At 63.7% G+C, this 18,850-nt stretch carries 13 protein-coding genes, 1 tRNA gene and 2 pseudogenes; 9 read left to right on the top strand and 7 right to left on the bottom strand.

Going from position 1 to position 18,850, the window contains the following annotated elements; translation table 11 throughout:
• The first annotated feature begins 37 nt into the window (after positions 1-37).
• Entirely contained in the window at positions 38-526 is a 489-nt protein-coding gene (locus ACFWPK_RS28135; RefSeq protein WP_378920794.1) for an NUDIX hydrolase, read from the top strand.
• On the opposite strand, the gene ACFWPK_RS28130 is transcribed toward ACFWPK_RS28135, so the two are convergent.
• From ACFWPK_RS28130 to ACFWPK_RS28115, 4 genes are all read right to left on the bottom strand, one after another.
• Positions 502-900 carry a VOC family protein gene (locus ACFWPK_RS28130; RefSeq protein ID WP_378920792.1) on the bottom strand — a complete coding sequence of 133 codons (399 nt, stop codon included), beginning with the start codon at positions 898-900 and terminating at the stop codon, positions 502-504. The two genes, ACFWPK_RS28135 and ACFWPK_RS28130, sit on opposite strands and share 25 nt — an antisense overlap.
• Before the next feature lie 50 nt (positions 901-950).
• Positions 951-1,364 carry an arsenate reductase ArsC gene (locus tag ACFWPK_RS28125; RefSeq protein ID WP_378920790.1) on the bottom strand — a complete coding sequence of 138 codons (414 nt, stop codon included), beginning with the start codon at positions 1,362-1,364 and terminating at the stop codon, positions 951-953.
• Positions 1,365-1,505: 141 nt separating this feature from the next.
• Positions 1,506-2,807: a D-arabinono-1,4-lactone oxidase gene (locus ACFWPK_RS28120; RefSeq protein WP_378920788.1), complete on the bottom strand. Its 1,302-nt coding sequence runs from the start codon at positions 2,805-2,807 to the stop codon at positions 1,506-1,508.
• A gap of 57 nt (positions 2,808-2,864) precedes the next feature.
• Positions 2,865-3,542 carry a TetR/AcrR family transcriptional regulator gene (locus ACFWPK_RS28115; protein WP_378920786.1) on the bottom strand — a complete coding sequence of 226 codons (678 nt, stop codon included), beginning with the start codon at positions 3,540-3,542 and terminating at the stop codon, positions 2,865-2,867.
• Between the two features lie 129 nt (positions 3,543-3,671).
• Here ACFWPK_RS28115 and ACFWPK_RS28110 point away from each other — a divergent pair, with 129 nt between their 5' ends.
• The 8 genes from ACFWPK_RS28110 to ACFWPK_RS28075 all read left to right on the top strand — a co-directional run bounded on the left by ACFWPK_RS28110 (position 3,672) and on the right by ACFWPK_RS28075 (position 12,121).
• On the top strand, positions 3,672-5,165 hold the full coding sequence (locus ACFWPK_RS28110) for an MFS transporter (protein ID WP_378920785.1): 1,494 nt from the start codon (positions 3,672-3,674) through the stop codon (positions 5,163-5,165).
• A gap of 173 nt (positions 5,166-5,338) precedes the next feature.
• On the top strand, positions 5,339-5,755 hold the full coding sequence (gene crcB, locus ACFWPK_RS28105) for a fluoride efflux transporter CrcB (protein WP_378920783.1): 417 nt from the start codon (positions 5,339-5,341) through the stop codon (positions 5,753-5,755).
• A 64-nt stretch (positions 5,756-5,819) separates the two neighbouring features.
• Positions 5,820-6,182, top strand: coding sequence for a fluoride efflux transporter CrcB (gene crcB / locus ACFWPK_RS28100; protein ID WP_378920780.1), 363 nt, complete (start codon positions 5,820-5,822; stop codon positions 6,180-6,182).
• A gap of 47 nt (positions 6,183-6,229) precedes the next feature.
• A complete protein-coding gene (gene pgm, locus ACFWPK_RS28095) occupies positions 6,230-7,867 on the top strand; it encodes a phosphoglucomutase (alpha-D-glucose-1,6-bisphosphate-dependent) (protein ID WP_378920779.1) in 1,638 nt (545 codons plus the stop codon).
• Entirely contained in the window at positions 7,864-9,195 is a 1,332-nt protein-coding gene (locus tag ACFWPK_RS28090; RefSeq protein WP_378920777.1) for an MFS transporter, read from the top strand. The genes pgm and ACFWPK_RS28090 overlap by 4 nt, the downstream gene beginning before the upstream one ends.
• Before the next feature lie 65 nt (positions 9,196-9,260).
• The gene (locus ACFWPK_RS28085) at positions 9,261-10,001 is read left to right on the top strand and encodes a thioredoxin domain-containing protein (RefSeq protein WP_378920775.1); all 741 of its coding nucleotides are present in this window, start codon (positions 9,261-9,263) and stop codon (positions 9,999-10,001) included.
• 180 nt (positions 10,002-10,181) lie between these two features.
• Positions 10,182-10,254: transfer RNA gene (locus ACFWPK_RS28080), tRNA-Ala, on the top strand.
• Between the two features lie 337 nt (positions 10,255-10,591).
• The gene (locus ACFWPK_RS28075; protein ID WP_378920773.1) at positions 10,592-12,121 is read left to right on the top strand and encodes a hypothetical protein; all 1,530 of its coding nucleotides are present in this window, start codon (positions 10,592-10,594) and stop codon (positions 12,119-12,121) included.
• A gap of 23 nt (positions 12,122-12,144) precedes the next feature.
• Here the strand turns inward: ACFWPK_RS28075 and ACFWPK_RS28070 are convergent.
• The 3 genes and pseudogenes from ACFWPK_RS28070 to ACFWPK_RS28060 all read right to left on the bottom strand — a co-directional run.
• Positions 12,145-12,919, bottom strand: a pseudogene (locus ACFWPK_RS28070) (transposase family protein).
• A gap of 512 nt (positions 12,920-13,431) precedes the next feature.
• Positions 13,432-17,802 carry a tetratricopeptide repeat protein gene (locus ACFWPK_RS28065; protein WP_378920771.1) on the bottom strand — a complete coding sequence of 1,457 codons (4,371 nt, stop codon included), beginning with the start codon at positions 17,800-17,802 and terminating at the stop codon, positions 13,432-13,434.
• Between the two features lie 278 nt (positions 17,803-18,080).
• Positions 18,081-18,774, bottom strand: a pseudogene (locus tag ACFWPK_RS28060) (transposase); the annotation flags it as partial.
• Between the last annotated feature and the right edge of the window lie 76 nt (positions 18,775-18,850).

The following is an 18,850-nucleotide window of genomic DNA, read 5'->3' as shown; positions in this document are numbered from 1 at the left end:
AGGCCAGTCCGAAACACCGACGAGAGGATGTGACCCGATGATCGACGAATCCGTGTACTCCACCCTCCGTATCGAGGCAGAACGAGACGAAATCCGCCGGCTTGTCGTCGGCGCGGTCGTCGTCCGCCATCATCGTGTGCTCATCCTGCGCCGCCGACGACAGGATTTCCTCGGTGGCCGGTGGGAGTTGCCCAGCGGCGTCGTCGAGCCGGGTGAGGCACTCGACGAAGCGCTTGGCCGCGAAGTCGCGCAGGAAACCGGGCTCGAGGTCACCGGAGTCAGCGACTACCTCGGCGATTTCGACTACCTGACCGGCGAAGGCGCCCGCACCAGGCAGTTCACCTTCGTCGTGGAGGTGGCCGCGACCGGACCGGTGACGCTCACCGAGCACGACGCGCACCTGTGGACCAGGCTCACCGGAGAACCCCCGGTGAGCGACGAGGTCCGCGAGATGCTCGGCCGCTATCAGCAGCGCCAGCGCGACCCCCACGACTGGTCGGCCTATTCGGCGGGCAACGGCGCGTAGAGGTCGATTCCGTGCCCGTCGGGGTCGGCGAGCGAGGCGTAACGCTGGCCCCAGAAGGCATCCCACGGTGGGAGTTCGCCGTGATGGCCGGCGTCGACGAGCTCGGCGTAGAGCTTGTCGACCTCGGCCGGATCGGCGCATCGAAACGCCAGACTGCTGCGGCCGGGACCGGTCGGCGGTTGCCAGCCGGGCATGAAGGAGGCGATCGTCGCCTCGGTGTCCAGCGCCAGCCGTAGGCCACCGCCGAGCACGGCCTCGGCATGCCCCTCGGATTCGGCACCGTCGGGGAAAACCAGTCCCAGCCTGCGGTAGAAGGCCACCGAAGCGGCCATATCGGAAACAACAACGGACACGACATCGAGCTGTGGAGTCATATTCTCAGCCTAGGCACCCGAGCGGGGTGCGGTCTTGAACGAATCGGACGTCAGCGCGCGGGCACCGGCACCAGTTCCGCGATCAGGTTCCCGATCAGAATCTGCAGGTGGTCGCGAATGCCGCGAACCACTTCGATCGGCTGCCCGGCCGGATCCGACAGCACCCAGTCGCGATAGCTGATTCCGGGAAAGTACGGACACACCTCGCCGCACCCCATCGTGACCACCACATCCGAGAGCCCGACGGCATCATCGGTGAGCGGGGTCGGCCGTGCGCCGGAGATATCGATCCCGATCTCGGCCATGGCCGCCACCGCGGCGGGATTCAGCTCGGCCGCCGGTTCGCTGCCCGCGGTGCGCACCTCGATCCGGTCACCGGCCATGGCGCGCAGGAAACCCGCCGCCATCTGTGATCGGCCCGCATTGCTGACGCAGACGAACAACACGCTGGGAGTGTGGGCCATGGTCGCCCTTTCGGCGCAGGGGCGAAGTGCTTGTGGCGCTTCGGATATCACCCGTCATCATTCCATCAGGGCGCTGCGGCGGGGGCGGTGCGGGGGATCCGGCGACACTGTTGTCCGAGCGGTGTCCGCACCGCCGCGGCGTCAGTCGAGTGAGCCGAGCACCCGGTGCACGTAGTCGTTGGCGAACACGCCGGTGGGGTCGAACCGCCGTCGTACGGCGGTGAAGCGGTCCCATTCGGGGTAGCGCGAACGCAGCGTCTCGGCGGTCTGGAAGTGGTGTTTGCCCCAGTGCGGCCTGCCGTCATAGGCGTCGAACACCGCCTCACACGCGCGGAAGTACGGCTCCCACACCATGCCCTGGTACTGGTGCACCGCGATGTAGCAGGTCTCGCGTCCACCCGCGGGGGACAGGAAGGCGTCGTCGGGCGCGACCCAGCGCACCTCGATCGGCATCGGTGTGCCGAATCGCCTTCCCAATGCCAGGATTTCGCGAATCGCCTCGGCCGCGTGGGCGCGCGGGATCGCGTATTCCATCTCGTTGAACTTCACCAGCCGCGGGGTGGAGAACACCCGGTAGGAACGGTCGACCTGCCGGTTGTTGCTGCCCGCCAGGGTGGCCGCGCGGTGAATCATGGGGATGGCGGCAGGAATTCGCCGGCCCAGCCTACACATGCCGTCGTAGACATGGTTGGCGATCAGGATGTCGTTGATCCACTCGCGCACCTTGCCGCGCGGTTCTTCGGGCGACTCCGTGCGATCGATGGACTTGGTCATCGCCGTCTCGCTGTGCGGGAACGCGAAGAACTCGAAATGATCGCTGCCGTCGGCGAATTCGTCGATATCGGCGAGCACGTCGTTCAGTGGCACCGGCCGCTCGACGCACTCCAGCACGAATGACGGCTCGAGCTGCAAGGTGGCCGCGGTGACGATGCCGAGCGCGCCGACACTGACCCGCGCCGCCCGCCAGCCGTCGGGGTCGGTCTGCTCGTTGAGCTCCACCCGGGTGCCGTCGGCACGAAGTACCTCCACCGAGTGCAGTGCCGCGGAGATGTTGCGCAGCCGGGCGCCGGTGCCGTGGGTGGCGGTGGCGGTCGCGCCCGCGAGGCTCTGGGTGTCGATGTCGCCGAGATTGGGGAAGGCCAGCCCGTGTCCGTGCAGTAGCGGGCTCGCCGCGTGCAGCGAGATCCCGGCTTCCACCCGGACCCGTCCGGTGTCGGCGTCGACATCGAGCACCTTGTCCAGACCACTGAGATCGACCAGCGTGCCGTCGGTGAGCACGGCGTCGGTGAACGAGTGCCCCGACCCGGCGACGCGTACCGTCCGCCCCGCGGCGGCCGCATCCGTCACGATCGCGGCCAGTTCCTCGACGTCACGCGGCGCGGCGACGACGGCGGGTGCGCAGCGCTGCTCGCCTGCCCAGTTCACCCAGGTGCTCTTGGTCATGTGTCCAACAGTAGAGGATGCGCTGTGACGCGCGCTACTCGATGGACAGGTTTCGGCTCAGCGGCGGCGGCCGAGGCAGCCGGCGGCCTTGGCCTGCTCGACCTCCTCGTTGGTCATCGGCGCGACCAGCAGTGGCCTGCGCGGCACCGCGTCGGTGCGGACGCCGTTGAGCGCGATGGCCATATACCGTTGCCACACTTCGGAATTCACCGGACCGGCGAACTCGGCGATGGAATTGACCATGTGGATCAGCGCGAAGAAGTCGGAGGTGGCGACGTCGGCGTCCACCGCGCCCGCCACGCGCGCACGATCGATGATGCCCGCGACCGCCGGTTGGATCCGGTCGCGCAACTCGGCGAAACGGGCCGGATCTTCCTCGAGTTCGAGCATCACCTCGCCGAAACCGCGGTTGGTCGCCAGGTGTTTGCACGCACTCTCGAAGAACTCGACGAGCGCGAGCCAGGCGTCCGGGTTGCTCATGGCCGCGTCGGCCGCGTCGGCGAAGTCCTTCACATGCTGGTCGAAGACCTCGGCGATGAGTTCCTTCTTGTTCGCGAAGCGCCGGTACACCGTGCCGACGCCGACTCCGGCGCGCTCGGCGACGTCGTCGAGGGTGATCTCGAGGCCGTGATCGGCGAATAGCTCACGGGCGGCCGCGACGATGCGTTGCTGATTGCGCGCGGCGTCGGCGCGCAGTCTGCGGGGTGGTGTGGCAGTCGTCGTGGCGTGATTCACAAGTACATCCTATCAATCCAGGGATTAAGTGGAGGTCGTTTCTCCGTTACTCTGGTAGCTTCGAATGAAGCGGAGGCGGTATCTCCGATTATGCCACCAGAAACCACCCGCAGACCTACTAGGGGAGTTATGACCACCACACTCGACACCGGGCTCGAGAGCCCCGCGGATACCGGTCGCCGCGGCTCGCACGCCCTGCGCTGGTGGGTGCTTGCCGTACTCGGCATCGCCCAGCTGATGGTCGTGCTCGATGCGACGATCGTCAATATCGCACTGCCTGCGGCTCAGGCAGACCTCGGCTTCGGCGACGGTGACCGGCAGTGGGTCATCACCGGCTACGCCCTCGCCTTCGGCAGCCTCCTGCTGCTCGGCGGCAGGCTCAGCGACCTGTTCGGTCGCCGCAACACCTTCATCGTCGGGCTGATCGGCTTCGCGGTGGCCTCGGCCATCGGCGGTGCGGCCACCAGCTTCGAGATGCTCGTCGCGGCCCGGGTCGGCCAGGGTGTGTTCGGTGCGTTGCTCGCCCCCGCCGCGCTGTCGCTGCTCACGGTCACCTTCACCGAACCCGGTGAACGGTCCAAGGCGTTCGGCATCTTCGGTGCCGTGGCCGGTGCCGGTGGCGCGATCGGTCTGCTGCTCGGTGGCGTGCTCACCGAATGGGCGTCGTGGCGCTGGGCGATGTACGTCAACCTGATCTTCGCCGCCGTCGCGCTCGTCGGCGCTGTGCTGCTGCTGGCCAAGCACACTTCGACCTCGCGCCCCAAGCTCGACTGGTACGGCACCGTCACCGTCACCGCCGCGCTGTTCGGCATCGTCTACGGCTTCTCCCACGCCGAGTCCAACGGCTGGAGCGACCCGACCACGCTGGCCTTCCTGATCGGTGGCGCCGTGCTGCTCGCGGCCTTCGTGTGGATCGAGACCAAGGTCGCGCATCCGTTGCTGCCGTTGCGCATCGTCGCCGACCGCACCCGTGGCGCGTCGTACCTGACCGTGTTCGTCATGGGCATCGGCATGTTCGCGATCTTCCTGTTCCTCACCTTCTACATGCAGCTGACCCTGGCGTACACGCCGATCGTGACCGGTCTGGCGTTCCTGCCGATGGTGGCGGGCATGGTGGTCTCCTCGACCACCGCGCCGTCGCTGCTGCTGCCGAAGGTCGGCCCCAAGATCGTCATCAGCGGTGGCTTCCTGATCGCCGCCGCGGGCATGCTGTGGCTCACCCAGATCGGTCTCGACTCGGGCTATGTCACCCATATCCTGCCCGCGCTGGTACTGCTCGGCCTCGGCCTCGGTGGTGCGATGTCGGTCGCGTTCCAGGGCTCGACGGCCGGTGTGCAGCACGAGGACGCCGGTGTCGCCTCGGCGATGGTCAACACCAGCCAGCAGGTCGGTGGCTCCATCGGCACCGCGCTGCTCAGCACCATCGCGGCCTCGGCGATGACCGACTACGTGTCGGCGCATCAGCCGGGCCCGCTCACCATGGCGCAGGGCGCGATCGAGAGCTACACCACCAGCTTCTGGTGGGCGACGGCCACTTTCGTGCTCGGTGCGATCGTGATCGCGGTGCTCATGCCGAACACCGTGCCCGCTCCGGCCGAAGGCGAGCCGGTGCTGGCGCACTGATCCAGCACAACCGCGACGCGATGGCCCGAACCGACAATCGGTTCGGGCCATCGTCGTTCGCCGGTGGGGTCTGCTGAAAGTTTGCCGCGACCGCACCGCGCGCCCTGGTGTCGGTGGGTCTCGATACCATGAGCAACGACCACCACACGGATCGGCCAACGGGAGGGCAGCGCATGACATCGCGGCCTCCGGCGCTCGATCCCGCCGTCCTCGCGGCGATCTCGGTAGGGGGCGGCCTCGGTGCCGTCGCGAGGTTCGGGATGGGTCACTGGTGGCCGGTGCTCCCCGGCCGATTCCCGTGGTCGACATTGACGGTGAATGTGCTCGGCTGCTTCGCGATCGGGGTGCTGATGGTCGTGGTCACCGAACTGTGGGAGGCACCGAAACTCGTGCGGCCGTTCCTGGGAATCGGTGTGCTGGGCGGCTTCACGACTTTCTCCACCTATAGCCTCGAGATTCGTAGACTCATCGGCACCGGTGCGACGGGCACCGCGGTGGCCTATCTCGGTCTGTCGGTACTGGCGGCACTCGGTGCCGTGGCAGTCGCCATGATCGCGACCCGGTGGGTCGCGCGGCGGGGGTTCGCATGAATTCGACGACGGAAGGGGGTGGGCCGATGGTCGAGATGTCGGCTCCCACACAGGGAGGCGTGGCATGACGGTGGCGCTGGTGATGGCCGGTGGCATGCTCGGCGCACCTGCCCGGTACCTGATCGACCGGCAGATGTCGGCGCGGTTTCCGACTGGGCTGCCATGGGGGACGCTAACCGTTAACATTGTCGGTTCGGCGTTGCTCGGGGGTTTGATCGGCGCGAGTGCGGGCAGTTCGCTGCTGGCATTCGCGGCAACCGGCTTCTGTGGTGCGCTGACCACGTTCAGCACGTTCGGTTACGAGACGATCCGTCTGGTAACCGAGGGCGCCTACGTGTATGCCGTGGGCAATGTCGTGATCAGCGTCGCGGCGAGCCTGGCCGCGGTTTACGCCGCCGCGTCCCTGACCCAGTGGTTGTGCGCATGATTCTCATGACCAGCCGCGCGCAGCCGACACGGAAGGGAACACCCACCATGGCCCACGATCGCGCCGGACGGCCCGCCCGCCCGACCGACCTGGTGGACATCGCCCACCTGGTCACCGCGTATTACAGCCTCGTCCCCGATCCGGACGAGCCGAGCCAGCAGGTGGTGTTCGGTACCTCGGGGCACCGTGGGTCCAGCGAGGACGGCGCGTTCAACGAAGCCCACATCATGGCGATGACGCAGGCGATCGTCGAATACCGCGCCACCCGTGACATCACCGGCCCGGTCTACCTCGCGCGCGATACCCATGCACTGTCCGAACCGGCCTGGACCACCGCACTCGAGGTCCTGGCGGGCAACGACGTCACGGCCGTGATCGACGCCCGTGGCCGCTACACCCCCACACCCGCGCTGAGTCATGCCGTCTTGAACCACAATCGCGGCGGCACCAAGCACCAGGCCGACGGCATCGTGGTCACCCCCTCGCACAACCCACCGCGCGACGGCGGCTTCAAATACAACCCACCACACGGCGGCCCCGCCGACACCAAGGCCACCGACGCCATCGCCGCCCGCGCCAACGAACTGCTGCGCGGCGGCCTGGCCGGGGTCAAACGGGTCTCGCTCGATCAGGCGATGAACTCCCACGTGCAGCGCTACGACTACCTCGACCAATACGTCGCCGATCTGCCGAACGCGTTGAACCTGGACGCGATTCGCGGCGCGGGCATCCGGATGGGCGCCGACCCGATGGGCGGCGCGAGCGTGGACTACTGGGAGGAGATCGGGCAGCGCTTCGATCTCGAGCTCGAGGTGGTGAACCCGTTCGTCGACCCCACCTGGCGTTTCATGACCCTCGACAGCGACGGCCAGATCCGGATGGATCCGTCCTCACGCCACGCCATGGCGGCCCTGGTCGGGATCAAGGACGACTACGACATCTCCACCGGCAACGACGCCGACGCCGACCGGCACGGCATCGTCACCCCCGACGGTGGCCTGATGAACCCCAATCACTTCCTGGCCGTCGCGATCGAATACCTCGTGGCGAATCGGATGTGGTGGGACGCGCTCACCAAGATCGGCAAGACGGTCGTCACCTCGTCCATGGTCGACCGCGTGGTCGGCGTGCTCGGGCGGGATGTGCACGAGGTGCCGGTCGGGTTCAAGTGGTTCGTGCCCGGATTGTTCAGTGGCAGTTTGGCTTTCGGCGGTGAGGAGAGCGCGGGCGCGTCGTTCCTGCGGATGGACGGCACCGTGTGGACCACCGACAAGGACGGCATCCTCCTCGCGCTGCTCGCCGCCGAGATCGCCGCCGTCACCGGCCAGACCCCGTCGGCCAGGTACGGCGAACTCGAACGCCAGTACGGCAGCCCCGCCTATGCGCGCATCGACGCCCCCGCCACCGGTGAACAGAAGGCCAAACTCGCGCGCCTGACTCCCGATGCCGTCACCGGCACCGAGATCGCGGGCGAGGAGATCACCGGCATCCTCACCACCGCGCGCGGCAACGGAGCGCCGCTGGGCGGGCTGAAGGTCACCACGGAGAACGCCTGGTTCGCCGCACGTCCCTCGGGCACCGAGGACAAATACAAGATCTACGCCGAGTCGTTCCTCGGTCCTGAACATCTCACCCAGGTGCAGGCTGCGGCCGAGGAGATGGTGAACCAGGCGCTGATCGAGTGAGCGCTCCGGCCAAAGTCCGGCTACCCGCCGAGATCTGGGTCCTGATCGCGGCCGCTTTCGTGATCGCGCTCGGGTTCGGTCTCGTCGCACCCGTGTTGCCGCAGTACGCGCGTGAATTCGGGGTCGGCATCGCGGCCGCCTCGGCGATCGTGAGCGCGTTCGCGTTGATGCGGTTGCTGTTCGCGCCCGCCAGCGGGCGGCTCGTGCAGAAGCTGGGCGAGCGGCGGGTGTATCTGGCCGGCATCGCGATCGTCGCCCTGTCGACCGGTGCGTGCGCGCTGGCGCAGACGTATTGGCAACTGCTGGTGCTGCGTTCGCTGGGCGGTATCGGGTCGACGATGTTCACGGTGTCGTCGATGGCGCTGATCATCCGGGTGTCACCGCCCGCGGCGCGTGGCCGGATCTCCGGCGTCTACTCGACGAGTTTTCTGATCGGGTCGCTGCTCGGTCCGCTGGTCGGAAGTAGTTTGGCCGGGTTCGGGCTGCGTGCGCCGTTCCTCATCTACATGGCCGCGCTGCTGGTGGTGTGTGTGATCGTGTTCGCCGGGTTGCGTGAATCGCCGGTGCTCACACCCGAGAACGGTGTGCAGCCGATCGAATTCACCTTCCGTCAGGGGTGGGCCGAACCCGCCTACCGCGCGGTGCTGCTGTCGAGTTTCGCGGGTGGCATCGCGGTATTCGGTGTGCGGATGGCGTTCGTGCCCCTGCTGGTCGTCGAGACCCTGCACCAGGAAATCGGCATGGCGGGCGTGGCTTTGACGGTGTTCGCCGCGGGCAACGCGGCAGTGCTGTTCCTGTCCGGTCGGCTCTCCGACCGGTTCGGGCGCAAGCCGTTCCTGATCGCCGGGTCGGTCATCTGTGCGCTCGGGACCGGTGCGCTCGGCTTCGCGCCGAACCTGCTGTGGTTCCTGATCGCGTCGTTTATCGCTGGCCTCGGTTCGGGGATGTTCAGCCCCGTGCAGCAGGCCGCACTGGCCGATGTGATCGGTTCGCGTGCTCGCGGCGGCCCGGTGCTTGCCGCGTTCCAGATGGCGGCCGATTTCGGCACCGTGCTCGGCCCGATCGTCATCGGCTGGCTGGCCGAGCGCACCTCGTTCGGGGTGGGCATGGCGGTCACCGGCGCGGTGCTCGCGGTGTCGGCCGCGCTGTGGCTGGTGACTCCCGAGCCCTCGCAGATCATCCATCCCGAAGATCCCGAGCACCCCGATCACGCGGGTGACGGCATCGACCCGCAATGCAGCTGCGATGGCAGCCCCGACGGGTTGCCGGTGGTGCGTGACGGCATGGTTCCCGCGGGTCGACCCAGCGACTACCACAAGCCCCAGTAGCAGGTCAGCGCCATTTCGGCCTGCCCGGGCGGCGAGCCGGCGGCGACTCGAGGCAGAGTGGACGGGTGAGCACAGCCGGTTCTTCGCACAATCCGCGCCCCGTTTCCAGCAACACCACCTACGCGCTGGCCGCGGTGGCGGTCGTCCTCATCGGGTTGATGGTGTTCGCTGCCTACAAGTGGAGCGCCGAACCGCCGCCCGCCGTCCGCAACGAGGGCTACGGCCCCGTCCGCGAGGCCGCCGTGCAGGTCAGCGCCACCCCCGAGGGCGTCATCCGCCTCGGCCGCCCCGACGCCATCGAGACCGTCGAGATCTTCGAGGACCCCATCTGCCCCGCCTGCGGCACGATGGAAACCAGCTTCGGCCAGGAACTCGCCCAGAAGATCGACGAAGGCAAGCTCGCGGTGAACTACCACCTCGTCAGCTTCCTCGACCCCCAGTCCAGGAGCAAGGACTACTCCACCCGCGCGATCGCCGCGAATCTCTGTGTCGCCCAATCGGGTTCGGGCCCCACCTACAGCAAGTTCCACGAGACGCTGTTCACGAAGCGGCAGCCCGCCGAAGGCGGCTCCGACCTGAGCAACCCCGCCCTCGCCACCATCGCCACCGAATCCGGCGCCCCCGAATCCGTCGCCGCCTGCATCAACAACGGCACCCGATCCGATGCCGCCAAGACCGCCGCCGCGAAAAACCTCGCCGACCTCGACGCCCGCACCGGCAACAAGGCCGCCACCCCCTCGATCTACGACGGCACCACCAAGATCAACTGGCAAGACGAGAACTGGGTAGTGAACCTGGCCCCATGAGCCCCCGCGTGAGGTTCGGCACATTCTACCCCTGACCAGCCGATCCGTCCCGCCTCACGTGCCCCCGAAGTCCCCGCCCCCACCCCACATTTTCGCCATCTACCAGCCGATTTGTTGTCTCTCAGACGCATGGTGTAACTTCATTCAGGCAGCAGCGAGAGCAGCTGAACAACTGAACACGGGGCTATGGCGCAGCTGGTAGCGCACCACACTGGCAGTGTGGGGGTCAGGGGTTCGAGTCCCCTTAGCTCCACTTAAATGGCAGGTCAGGCCCGGTCATAGACCGGGCTTGACCTGTTTTCGTGTCCGGCCCCCGCTTACCCCCGATTTGATTCTGAATTCTGTTCGATGATGTCGCTTCCGTCGGAAGACTGACCGTCTGATTCCGGGTGAATGCTGGCCCATCCCGTGAATGATCATGAGGTGCTGAACGTAGAGGATTGGGCGGAGATCCGCCGGTCGCGCAGTGCACGGTGGGAATGGTGATCCGCGCGATCGTTCGTCGGCTGGGGCTTGGTGGTCTTGCCGTGAAGGGAGCTGAGGGACAAATCGGGTGGTGCTGTCTCAGTTCAGATCGGTAGCGTGTGCTGATGTCCACGAGGCGGATCCCGTATCGAAAGTTTGCGCAGGCGGTTCGACGATTCGATGTCAGCCGTGTCTTGGACATGATCACCTCTACCAGCGCAGAGCTGCAACGCGCGGACTTCGGTCTGGCCTCCCGCCGGTGGAGTGAGACCGGTCCCGTTCGTCAGTTCACCCTCGCGGCGGTCGCCCGAGTCGCGATCGTGGAAGCTGGACGTCGACGAGGCCGAGTGGTAGATCGCCCGCTGACAGACAACGAGTTGTTCGCGTTGTGCGTCATGGCGATCGAACTCGACCACTGTGATGTGCCGGAGACCGGGATCCTCTCTGATCCAGGGTTGACGCGCATGTTCGCTCGCATCATGTACCAGCAGGCCTTGTTCCAGTACTCGGACTTCGAGAACATCGCTCGGACCATCGGGCTGCTGATCGATGTCGATCCGGCCGTTCGTGGGATTCCGACGGATGCTGACTGGTGTGCCGCACTCGGGGCGACACTCTCTGAGTTCATGACCATCGTCTTTCAACTCACCTCACTCACCAACACCTACGGCGGTCATCTGACGCCCAGCCACATCCACGAGGCTCACCAGATGGGGTTCTTCGCGGGACTGGACCTCGACACTGTCCGGTCGGTGATCGAGCGCAACCTGGCTGCCGACCTGCCGTCGCTTCAATCCGTTGCGCGTACCCATGAACAGGCCGAGGCCAAAAATTGGTCCTACAATCCCTTGCTGGGAAATCCTCTGGTCAAGGACGGAAAGGGCGGTTACCTCTTGCCTGTGTACAACTACCTGGTCCAGAAGATCACCCCACTCGGGCTCTTCTACACGGGCATGGAGCACTTCGGCGAAGACTTCTCTCGTGCGCTGGGTGACTCGTTCGAGCGCTACGCCGGTCGACACCTCGCGTTCCTGGAGAGTGCCGGCGCCGTGGTCTACCCAGAGGTCGCGTACAACAGAGGACAAAACAAGACGATCGACTACTTCCTCGTCTTCGATGAGGTGGTGGTGCTCATCGAGACCAAGGGTTTCCGCCCCAAAGATGACGCCCGCGCTGGAACGGAATCCGGCCTCAGCAACCTAGTAGCCAAGGTTCAGCACGCGCGGAACCAAATCGACAGAACCGCTGCCCTGATCGGCGAAGCTCCTGAACTCGCCCATATTCCCGCCGACCGCGAGATCCGGGGCCTGGTAGTCACTTTGGAGCCCGTTCATAATATCGATACCTTCCTGTACCGAGACATGTTCAGTGCGAACGAAGTTGAAAGTTCGACGATCAGTGCCCATGACATCGAGCGGATCTGCCCAATCCTCGCCGCGGAGCCCGGTGCTGGCCGCAAGGTGCTCGAAGCACTAACGTTCGCGGACCCGACCCCACCGGCGCTTGACCGCGCAGTAAAGGGGCTTCCTTCAAGACGAAACCCGATCAGCACTGCCCTCTGGGACTCTTGGAAAAGAGTGGTTCCTCGAAAACCGACACCGGCGCCCGACTATTACCGCCGGGCGCAACGCGAGGAAGCAGCGCACGAACCCTAGGCGCGCCCTAGATGGAGCCTTTTTCATCCTGCCGAGGCGGCGAGCTCGCGGTCCTGCAATACCCCGATTGCCTTGACGAGCCTCGTGGTCTTGTCCGGGCAGCACCGCAACTTCCGCAACACCTTCCACGTCTTCAGCTGCGCGAACGCCCGCTCACCACGACCGCGTAGCCGCGCGTTAGCCCGGTTGGCCTGCTTCTGCGACACAGGTTTACCGCGCCCTTTGTACGGGGTGAGGACACCCTCGACGTCCTGATAGCCCTTGTCCGCCAGCGCGATCCAGCCGCCCGTGACCAGTTCGTAGACGATACGAAAGATCCACGCGGCTTTGCTGTCGTGGACACTGCCCGGCAACGCTGGTGAGAGCCACACGATCTCACCGGCGGGTGTGGCCACGACCTGCACGTTCATCCCGTTGAACCGGTGCTTGCCCGAATAGAACGGGCGATCCGCAGCGAGCCGGTCGATCGCGATGACGGTGCCGTCGCAGGATCAGATAGCTATGACCAGCGGCTTTCGCCTTCCGTAACGCGGTCTTGAGCGAGGGTGCCTGTTCGGCGAGCAGGGCTGCGGTTTCCTCGACTTAGCGTCATGTGGTGCTCGCGGATACCTCGAAGCCGGCCCCGAGGTCGGTGAACGGTTCGCCTTTGCTCAGGTAGACCAGCACGAGCATGGCTTGCTGGCCTGGATCGAGTGCGCGCCAGCGTGATCCGATCTCGCGGAGGTGCCCGCGGATGATCGCGGCGACGTAGTGCAAGGTCGAGGGTGACAATGGCAGCGCGGCACGGTAGAACAGCATGGAAGCCCCTGGTTGGTGCGAGTTGGCGTGGTAATCGACTCTCTACCAGGGGCTTCGCCGATTCAGGGGTCGGGTCGGCTCAATCACGCAGTACGGCAGCGATGTTCGACTTCAGGATGAAAAAGGCTCAATTGCCGCAGCAACGTTTTCCGTAATCCAGGTCGGTGCCGCTATACAGTGTGTTCAAGGGTGGACAGACGAGGCTCCTCGGTCGCAGTGGAAACGTCTTCCGACGCAGGTTACCGAGGCACGGCAGGTTTGGTGAACATCCCCGCGTGAGCGGGGTCAACGCTTCCGACTTCTGTGAAGTCCGGATTGGGCTGGACATACGGGTTTGGGGTCGTGGAGCGCGTGGCTGTCGGCGGAAATGATCAAACCGTGCGGGGGGCGGGCGTGTCGAGAAGTACTCGCACGGTGAGGCGGTGGGCAATGAGAATGTCGTCTTATTCCGGACGGGACCAATACCGAGAATGCGGCATTTACCAACCATGAACCATTGAACGCCTGTCGTTCTATTGATCATGAATAAGTCGGAACTCGTCACGCACCGCTCTCACCGCCTCCGGTTCGATACGGACCAGCGCTGGTAAACAGCTCCCCCAGTGGCCAAGCGATAGTGCTTGCGCGAGGACTGCTGCGGCCCTGTCAATTTCGATGCCCAGAGCAAGTGCGGCCAAGGTCTTTGCGCGTTCACCCGGATCAGTAATGGTGGCGGCAAGTTTCTCGGCACGTTCAGAATCGCCAATTTTTGCGCATATCTGAGCAAGCTCGCCCAGGGAGCGTGCTCGCACGATCGGATCCGCGATTGAATGGATTACCCGCTCTGACTCGGCTATGAATCCGCATTCCGCCGCAATATTCGCGATGGAAGCCAGGGTTTTGGCTCTTCTGGGGGCATCGGAGACCCTTCGAGCGACTTGCTCCGCTAGAGCGAACTCGCCGCCACCTGCTACTGATTGGGCAATAGCTCCGTATCCCCGTTGGCGAAGCGGCGGACTTACAATGGAGCCGATGAGTCGCTCAGCATGACGAAATTCTTTCAGTGCAACAAAATGTTGTGCGATCTCAATAATCGTCTGGTCTCGATTCAATGCGCTGGATAGCGAATTTGTTTGGTTAAGTGCAATATTGGCGTACTCAAGAGCGCCTTGCGGGTCTTCTGCTTGCACCAATGCTGTCGATATGGACAGTAGAGCTCTCGCTTTGAGTACTGGGACAATAATCGCTTCGACCGCTGACCATGCTCCCAGCATGTCGCCATTTACGGCAGCTGCGCAGGCGCGGTCGGTCAGGCCAGTGGCCTGCCTGTACAGCTCAGCGGGAGATTTTAGATCTAACAGTTCAACGCGGTTCGTATTGGAACTATGCGAATCGACTGGCCTGTCCTCGAATGAATGACCGTGGGGAGATGTGTTGTTCTTTAGGCGTTCGAAATTCGCGTCACCGGTCTCGCCCCGGTTCTGCCGCAGCAATGCCATTGCTTTGATGCGAACCTTGGGTGTTTCGATTGAATTTGCAATTCTTTCGGCGACATCGGTTTCGCCGCGAGAGAATCCCGCCTTAACTAGCAGTATAAGCGCCTTCGATCGCTGGGGAACATCGGTAATCGAGGCTGCGATTTCTTCGGCTCGAGTCATGTCACCGTGTACTGCAATGGCCTCGGCGATAACCGTTAATGTGCTGTTCCTTCGTGGTATTTCCGATATTGTTCGGGCCATCACCTCCGCTCCGTCGAGGTCTCCGATCGAAACCATGGCCTGCACAAGCATGGCGACCTCGCTGCCGCTGAAGTATAGGATGCTCGTAGACCTGGCGATGGACTCTGCCTCGGTGGCAATCATTTCGGCACGATGTAAGTCGCCGTTTGTGGCAATGCTAGAAGCGACGACAGCCAGTGCCTTCGCCCGCCTCGACCGATTGGTCAACTTTCGGGCGAAAGCAACCGCTGGTTCTGAATCGCCGGACTGCGCCATGCCACGGGCTATCGCGAGAAGAGCATCATCTCTGGTGGCCCCGTGTGTTATCTGGCGGGCCGACAGCTTGGCCTCGCGCAAGATCTTTCTTGCCCTTGCATTCTCGTCAGAATTTGCTGCTTCATGTGCAACAGCGGCCAGAATCCAGGCCCTACGTCCAGGATTCTTGATAGCCATCGCTACGTCCTCAGCCTCTTCTGCGATGACCGTTGCGGCGTGGGAGGCCCCTGTGGTCATTGCCGCCCGAGCAACCACTGCGAGCGCTTGCGCTCGATCACCCCTCGGAGTAATCGTGCGGGCGATACCTCTGCCTTTTTTCCAATCGCCGGAATTTGATGCTTCATTTGCCACTGCCCCTAGGGCTTGAGCTTTCTCGGACCAGTGCGTAAGAGAATTTGCGAGGCTGACAGCTCGCTCGATTTCCCCTGCGGCCGCGGTGGCGCGCGCGACAGAGACGAGTGCACGCTCTCGCTGTACTCCATCCACCTGTGCCCGTGCTATATCCATCGCACTGACTACCAACCGCCGCGCACGACGCGTGTCTCCTGCACTAGCGAAGGCGCGGGCGACATTCGCATACCCGTGTGCTTCGGTATGCATGTCGACAATCCTGGCAAGGAGACTCTCGGCCTGCTCTGCCAAGATGTGAGCGCGCCGCAAATCGCCGACTGTCGCCATGTGCCGAGCTAAAGATGCGAGGGCCTTGACCTGTTTTTCGGATACGGGGATGGATCGGGCTGTAGCTTCGGCGCGATCGAATCTGTCCAATTGCGCCCAAACGACCGCGAGGTGGGTAGGGATGTGGTTGTTTCTCTGGATTAGTCTGATCCGGTGGACGGAGAGGCGACTCAGCGCTACAAGATCTGGAACGGATTGATTGGAAATGGATTCTTGTGTCGCCACGATCTCGGCGAGGGCGACGCTGTCGCCACCGGTGATATCCAACATGCGGAGGTGCCGGTTGGGGTCCGTCGCACAACTCAGCATTTGGATAATATCGACCTCGGTTTGCAAGAGCTTAAAGTATCCCCGGAGCGCATACTCAGGCGTCTCTGCCGGCCATTTGTTGGCTCGATATCTATCGACCCAGGAATGTATCCGATCACGGTACATTGCCAGTTGATCCTGGCCAAGGAATCGCGCCGCTTGCTGCTGAATCTCTTCGTGACACAGGACATAGACCGCTATCTGCTGCCGCCAGCGTCCAGCGCGTGGAGAAAATGTACGTGCAGATACTGTTCCGAGGTGGTCCTCAATTTCCCACTCAGTCAACCCTGTGAGTTCCGCTAGATCCGCTTCGGAAAGGCCTCCTCCGGAAGCGGTTAGTAGGCCCAGCAAGTCCTTCTCGACTGGACTAGCCTTTAGAAGCCTCTTCAGCTCGCGTTGGGCGTCGGAACGAACTACCTCCGCGTGTGGTGAAGCCACGAGCGGCCGCGTTATGCTGGGCCAGCGTAGAGGGTGGTCGTCAGGAACATCTTCGGGAATTCGGGGGTTAGGGCGGCCTGCTACGACTATACGCATTCCAGCTGGTGGATTGCGCGGTAACATCGCAGCTATACTATAAGTGTCCAGTGCTGAACTGACTCCCTGGTCCTCATCCAGCCCGTCCACTACAAGTACAAGAATTTCGCCTCTGCGTCGACAGGCTTCAGATGCGCGCTCGAAAGCGCCTAGAAGATGCGCTTCGCGTGTAGCATCCGTGAGTAGTGTCGGTAATGGCTCACCCAGAAGCTCCAACACCTGCTCTAGGGTGACCTCACCAAACGCGGTCCTGTCTGCATTTCCTGCCAGGCGTGCCGTAATAAAAAATGACAGCACCCGAACGCCGGAAGGGGGGGACAGTACAAAAGTTGCCAGCAACGCTGATTTTCCAGCCCATGCCTCTGCGCGCCACCAGATATACGAATCCGATTCTGGACTAGCACAGAAATGTGCCAGCTCTTCCAACTCCTTTTCGCGTCCAAGGAGCCGTCGCGGGGCGATGCGCCGCACCTGGGACAGATAGTCGGACCGCACCATGGGACGACGCTCCCTCATCAGGTCCTGATTATCAGGGGCGCTCTCTTGCCTGGGTCGGTCCGAAAGAGGAAAGCCGTTGAGGTCCTGCGTCAGTGAATCAACCGTCTTGGTTGCTGCCGCAGGAGCGTACCGGCCGACCAGCTCGTAGAGCCGGCTGAGAAGCTGGTCCGCGACTGCGGCGGTTCCCGGTTGAACGACACTCATGAGTCGGCCAACAGCTGCTGTTCTGTCGGTCTGATCTACCCCTTCGAGCCTCACCTCCCGTAGACGCAACACTCTTAGGACTCGCCAAGTCCACTCCTGGGGTGGCACTCGATTCGTGTTGATAACAGTGCTTGAGATCGCCAAAACAATGACGCGATCGAAGTGCTGCAATCGCTCCCGGACTGACTGGGTCGTTCGGCCGGAACGAGTAACTTCATTACGGAACTGTTCATTGCTCTTCGTGTCCCTTGCGATGCCAGCCAGTTCGCGTAGCTGCCGTACATGTGAGTTAGGGCTTGCAACGACAAGGGCGAGCCGCCAGTCGCCGTTGGCGACTTCCTCGGGATGGTCGTGCACCACCCGAACGTACGAGCTGATCAAGTCTCTGGATGCCCGGTCACTGGGTACGAATTTCGGATCCCTACGGACTCCGATCGATACCCGTCGCTTCGTGCCGATCGATGAAAATCCACTTAGTACGAGGTCATCCACGGCGCTGAAGCTGCTCGCCTGGAAGGCGATTTCGTTTGGGGTTACGTCATCGCCAAGCTCCGGCAAAGGCTCCGCAGTAAGGAGATGAGACAGCAGCAGCGCGCCGTAACTATGTTCCAAGACCGTGCCGCCACCTCCCGTCGAATACGGGCTTGAACCTTCTGCACCCCTCCGAGGCTCAGTGTTGGCCGACACTTGTCGAGCTTACGTCATGGTTCGAAAACTTTGACCCAGCCTAGCGATAGCTGACGAGGCTCGTGGTTCGGCCAGGGCCGCGTCAAAGTCGGGAGAAGAGGGTATGGACCTGCGGATTCAGGGGTGTGTCGTTAGCGCGGGCACAGCGACAACCCCGAGATGATCGTGGTTCCTACACCTGATCGTCGAAAGCAGTTGCTGTGCGCGCACTCTCATCATCGCTTGGTCAAGTCCAAATGCGTGGTGTATCGAGGTGACCGCCGCGTGACCGTAGTCGGTCAGGCTGTCAGTGCTGCGGGGTCCTCCTGTTCGTCGGTGGGTTCGGCGAGGTTGCGGGAACGGGCGAGGACGTCGAGGCCGAGGTAGCGGCGGCCTTCGATCCATTCGTCGTGTTGTTCGGCCAACACCGCGCCGACCAAGCGGATGATCGCAGTCCGGTCGGGGAAGATCCCGACCACGTCGGTGCGCCGCCGGATTTCTTGTTCAGCCGTTCCTGGGGGTTGTTCGACCAGATCTGACGCCAGATCTGTTTCGGGAAGCTGGTGAACGCGAGCAGGCCCGCGCGGACCGCGTCCAGATGAGCGGCGACTTTCGGAAGTTTCTCGGTCAGGGCGTCGAGCATCCGATCATATTGAGCGGTAACTGATTCCGGGTCTGCTTGGTCGAATACCGAGTGCAGCAGGGTCCGGACCCAGCGCCATGATGTTTTCGGAGTGATCGACATCAGATTGACGGTGTAGTGGGTTCTGCAGCGTTGCCAGGACGCGCCGGGCAGGGTTGCGCCGACCGCGGCGACCAGCCGGGCGTGGGCATCGGAGGTGACCAGCTTGACCCGGACCAACCCCGGGCGACTTGGTCGCGGGAGAACGCCAACCAGCCGGCACTGTCTTCACCACTGGTGACCTGCAGGCCGAGGATCTCGCGGTAGCCCTCGGCGTTGACCCCGGTCGCGACTAGGTCATGTCTCCCAATAGCTTCAGCCATTCGACCGTGAGGGCCATGACGAACCCGGCCCGGTAAGTGCAGGCCAGCTTGTCATAGCGAGTTG

The organism is Nocardia sp. NPDC058519, from assembly GCF_042719755.1.
Classification (GTDB): Bacteria; Actinomycetota; Actinomycetes; order Mycobacteriales; family Mycobacteriaceae; genus Nocardia.
Note: the sequence above shows the minus strand (reverse complement) of the source record. Positions and strands in the feature narration are given on the sequence as shown.